This is a genomic window from Candidatus Electrothrix sp., from assembly GCF_052785085.1.
The window spans coordinates 1-4057 of sequence record NZ_JALAAI010000201.1 but is presented as its reverse complement, the minus strand read 5'-3'; the positions used below and the strand labels follow the sequence as shown (position 1 = coordinate 4057).

Genomic DNA, 4057 nt, shown 5'->3' with positions numbered 1-4057 from the left:
CCCTCAAGGCGGAGAATGTATTAATGGTTTTTATGAGTCTTTTCATTGACAAACTGGAACAAAAAATAGGTGCTGATACACTCATGTCAATTTTTTTCAGGCGAAGTGGGGTTTGCGTGGAAACTGCGTCGGAAATCACCTACGAGCTGAATACAACGGGCTTATCATCTCATTACAAAAAAGTACTGGGTGATATAGCATCTGAGTTAACAGCTCTGGGTATACAACGTAACGGTAAGCTGATTAACGTGAGCCTGAGAGAGCCTCCAATCTGAGGGCTGTCGGGTTATTGCGCCTTATGTCCATTTTACAGAAAGGCTGTCAGGGGCCTGTCTTCATATTGGAGAGGCGTATTTTCAGTTTTAACAAAAAAAGAAGTTCCGATAACATTTGATTTTAAAATGTAACCTCTAACCTTTTCATTGTAGATATAGTTTAAACCCTTATTATCTAATTGTTTTGATATGTTAAATTTCAACCTTAAACCTCGCTGCAACGGGAGAAAGAGGTTCCAGAGCAATTGACACCGTCTAAAAACACATCACGCAACGGGATATGAGCAGTAAAAAACAGAAGAGCATCATAGTTCAAGACATTGAAATCCATGTAACCAATAAGGATGATCAGGATTACATCTGCCTTACAGATATGGTTAAAGCCAAGGATGGCAACTTTTTCGTTACCGACTGGCTTAGAAACAGAAATACGTTAGAATTTTTAAGCATATGGGAAAAAATTAATAACCCGAATTTTAATTATGGCGAATTCGCCACAATTAAAAATCAAGCAGGACTAAACCGTTTTAAAATCAGTGTAAAAGAGTGGGTTAAACTGACAAACGCCATCGGTCTTTTCGCAAAGCCAGGACGATACGGTGGCACGTACGCCCACAGGGACATCGCATTTGAGTTCGGGTCATGGTTAAGCCCTGAATTCAAGCTGTACCTCATAAAAGAATTCCAAAGGCTTAAAGAGCAGGAAATAGCTTCCAAGGGCCTGCAATGGGATTTAAACAGGTCCTTAGCCAAAACAAATTACAGAATCCATACGGATGCTATAAAAGAAAACCTGATTCCGCCGATGGTCTCCAATACACAAGCGGGATACATCTATGCTGGCGAAGCGGATGTTCTGAATGTCGCGTTGTTCGGAAAAACAGCAGCTCAGTGGAAAGCCGAGCATCCAAAATTAAAAGGCAACATGCGTGAATACGCAACAGTACACCAACTGGTTGTTTTAACTTCCCTTGAAAGCCAAAATGCCTTGCTGATACAACAGGGTATCACGCAGCAGGAACGAGTTGCAATTCTTAATCGTTTAGCCATACAGCAACTGGAGTCTCTGAGCGGCAATCCTACAATCTCGAAAATTGAGTCGATGAAATAATGCTTCCGGCTTTTGTAATGAAATATCGAAGCCGGTACTGTGCTGTAAACAAGCAGTAGGCCTGTCTGTGTGAAACAAAAGCGGATAACGCACCGCACAAGAAAAACACCCTCTGCAAGAAGAAAATCCCTCGCTGTAACGGGAGAACCCCTTCCCGAAGCGGCGGAAATCACCCTGAAACAGGAGAAAGAGGTTCTGGATGACCGGCACGCCAGAAAGATTGCAGCACGCTTAGGCGTGACTATGATCGGGACGGTCGGGATTCTGATGAAGGCCAAACGTCATGGGAATATCACGGCTGTAAAACCTCTGATTGAGCAATTGGAAAAGCATAACTTCTACATCAGTGAGGCACTCAAACACGAGGCTTTGAGACTTGCCGGAGAATGAATAGTTTTTTTTCACCTATCTTGTGGACGGGGAAAAGGCCGGGAGTAAGCTGAAAAAGGCGCGGGAGATGGGGGGAAGGTTGTGGATAATGAGGAGTTTTTGGGGATTGTTGGGAGGGGGTAGACTCTGTTGGTTCCGTCTAATATCAAAGTAGGAAAAAACTTGCAAAACCTATTGCTGTTAAGGCTGAAGACTCATGAATAAAATATTGCTTGGTTGCGTTTCCGTCCTTTTTACTGGTTGGCTCATACAAAGATTGAGTCATCGTCTCACTTGTGAACGAGAAAAAAGAAAAGAACTCAGACCATATATTTTACAGTTTAAGGAGTCCTTTTCCGATCAAATAGCCATGAACAACGGAACCATCACTTACAACAACAAAAGTATTGAAGCTACCCTTCGAGATCAAAGAGAATCTGTTAAAAAGATCATGCCTCTCTTGCCCGAAAGGTACCAAAGGAAATTGCAAAAGACATGGGATTATTATACAGGAGATACAAAAGATAATGGACTCGGGTTCTCGACTGAAGATTGGATAAAGACAATGCCGAATACAGGACTCTCCAGATACCGAAAAAAATTTGAAAAAAACTTCAAACGCCTCCATACTTGCCTTGATGATTTATTGTAAAAATTACTTAACCAGGTGGTCAATCGGTCGCAAACAGCTGCACTATATTATTAATGCTCATGTAGTGGATTAATCTTGCACCGCACAAGAAAAACACCCTCTGCAAAAGGAAAATCCCTTGCTGCAACGGAAGAAAACCTTCCCGAAGCGGCAAAAATAACCCTGAAGCAGGAGAAAGAGGTTCTGGAGCAGGCAGAACTCATCCTGCAGCAGGAAAAAGTCGTTCTGTAGTAGGAGAAAATCATTCTGTAGCAGGAAAAACTCGTTCTGTAGCGGGAGAAAGTCATTCTGCAGCAGGAGAAAACGGCTCTGCAGCACTGCAACGCCATTTTCTCCCCCTGCACCCGCTCATCATCCGGGAAATCCTTCCCTCAACCCAATTCAGGAGGACACCATGCCAGCACCGTATCATTCCATCGAAGAACGCCTGAACCGCTACCAAACCGGCCTCACCAATGCCCGCGATGTCCCGGAGCTGCAAAGCCGGGTCGCCCTGTACGGCTACACCCCGGACATACTCAATCAGATGCTGACCCAGCGGCAGCAGGCGTTTGACCTCTATCTTGCCCAGAAAACCGAGTACAGCGAGCAGTACGCCGCCACCGAGACCTATGAACAGGCCTGGAAGATCGCCCATGATGCCTACATGCGCCTGGTCCGCCTGGGGCGGATAATATTCCGGGATGAGCGCGACGTCTTTATCAAGCTGACCCTCAACCAGGAGCGCAAACGCACCTTTTCCGGCTGGTTGGCCCAGGCCAACACCTTTTTCAGCAACCTCCTGAGCGATCAGGATGCCCTGGCAAAATACGGCCAGTACAACACCCCGCCGGATGCCATCACCGCAGCAAAGGGTTTGGTCGATGTGGCGGAAAAGGCCAACATAACCCAGGCCAAAGAAACCGGTGAAGCCCGGCAGGCTACCCTGGAGCGGGATGAAAAGATGGATGCCCTGGATTCGGCCATGGCCGAGTTCTATGCCCTGGCCGAACTGGCCTGTGAAGACGCACCGGAGCTGCTGGATATGCTTGATCGCGGATAGCTTCCTTTTCCGACGGGATATTCTGTATAATATCATTGTCTGGTTCCCAGGCTCCGGCTTGGGAACTGCTTTTTCCGAAGCTGGGAGCTTCTGGAGTCAAGATGCCCAAGCAGAGCTTGGGCACCGGTAACCAACTTGAACTGAGGCGGAATAATGAAAGCAATCGAAACGAATATATTTGTCAAAGCACCAGGCCGAGCCGTTGTTGACCTGCGACTTCCCCCTGAAATCAAACAGGGGCGTTATCGTGCAATGGTTATTATTGAAGAATATCCTGTGAGCAAAGAAAGAAAAAAGAAAACGATTCGTTTTCCGACCTTCAATGCCGAGCCGGTAGATCCGAAAAATACTTTCAGGCGCGAGGATTTGGCCTGATTTCGCTGCGCTCAATCCGACCTACGCAACTATCTGGAAATTCCAGACAGTTCAAAAAATATTTATACAAAACAAGATACAATGAAACCAGGCACAAGAGATATAACAGGCCCCTGACAGCCTTTCTGTAAAATGGACATAAGGCGCAATAACCCGACAGCCCTCAGGTTGGAGGCTCTCTCAGGCTCACGTTAATCAGCTTACCGTTACGTTGTATACCCAGAGCTGTTAAC

The 4057-nt window shown here is 46.0% G+C and carries 7 protein-coding genes; all 7 read left to right on the top strand.

The annotated features are described in order from the left end of the window. Positions 1–275: hypothetical protein (locus L2082_RS18755; protein WP_446012150.1), on the top strand; the 275-nt coding region annotated here is incomplete at its 5' end. Positions 276–555: 280 nt separating this feature from the next. Next, positions 556–1386: a KilA-N domain-containing protein gene (locus L2082_RS18750; protein WP_446012149.1), complete on the top strand. Its 831-nt coding sequence runs from the start codon at positions 556–558 to the stop codon at positions 1384–1386. Positions 1387–1455: 69 nt separating this feature from the next. Further along, a complete protein-coding gene (locus L2082_RS18745; RefSeq protein ID WP_446012148.1) occupies positions 1456–1776 on the top strand; it encodes a DUF3368 domain-containing protein in 321 nt (106 codons plus the stop codon). A 196-nt stretch (positions 1777–1972) separates the two neighbouring features. Next, on the top strand, positions 1973–2407 hold the full coding sequence (locus tag L2082_RS18740) for a hypothetical protein (RefSeq protein WP_446012147.1): 435 nt from the start codon (positions 1973–1975) through the stop codon (positions 2405–2407). Positions 2408–2482: 75 nt separating this feature from the next. After that, entirely contained in the window at positions 2483–2638 is a 156-nt protein-coding gene (locus tag L2082_RS18735) for a hypothetical protein (protein WP_446012146.1), read from the top strand. A gap of 163 nt (positions 2639–2801) precedes the next feature. Further along, entirely contained in the window at positions 2802–3449 is a 648-nt protein-coding gene (locus L2082_RS18730; RefSeq protein WP_446012145.1) for a hypothetical protein, read from the top strand. 153 nt (positions 3450–3602) lie between these two features. Continuing rightward, positions 3603–3824, top strand: coding sequence for a hypothetical protein (locus L2082_RS18725; RefSeq protein WP_446012144.1), 222 nt, complete (start codon positions 3603–3605; stop codon positions 3822–3824). Positions 3825–4057: the final 233 nt, after the last annotated feature.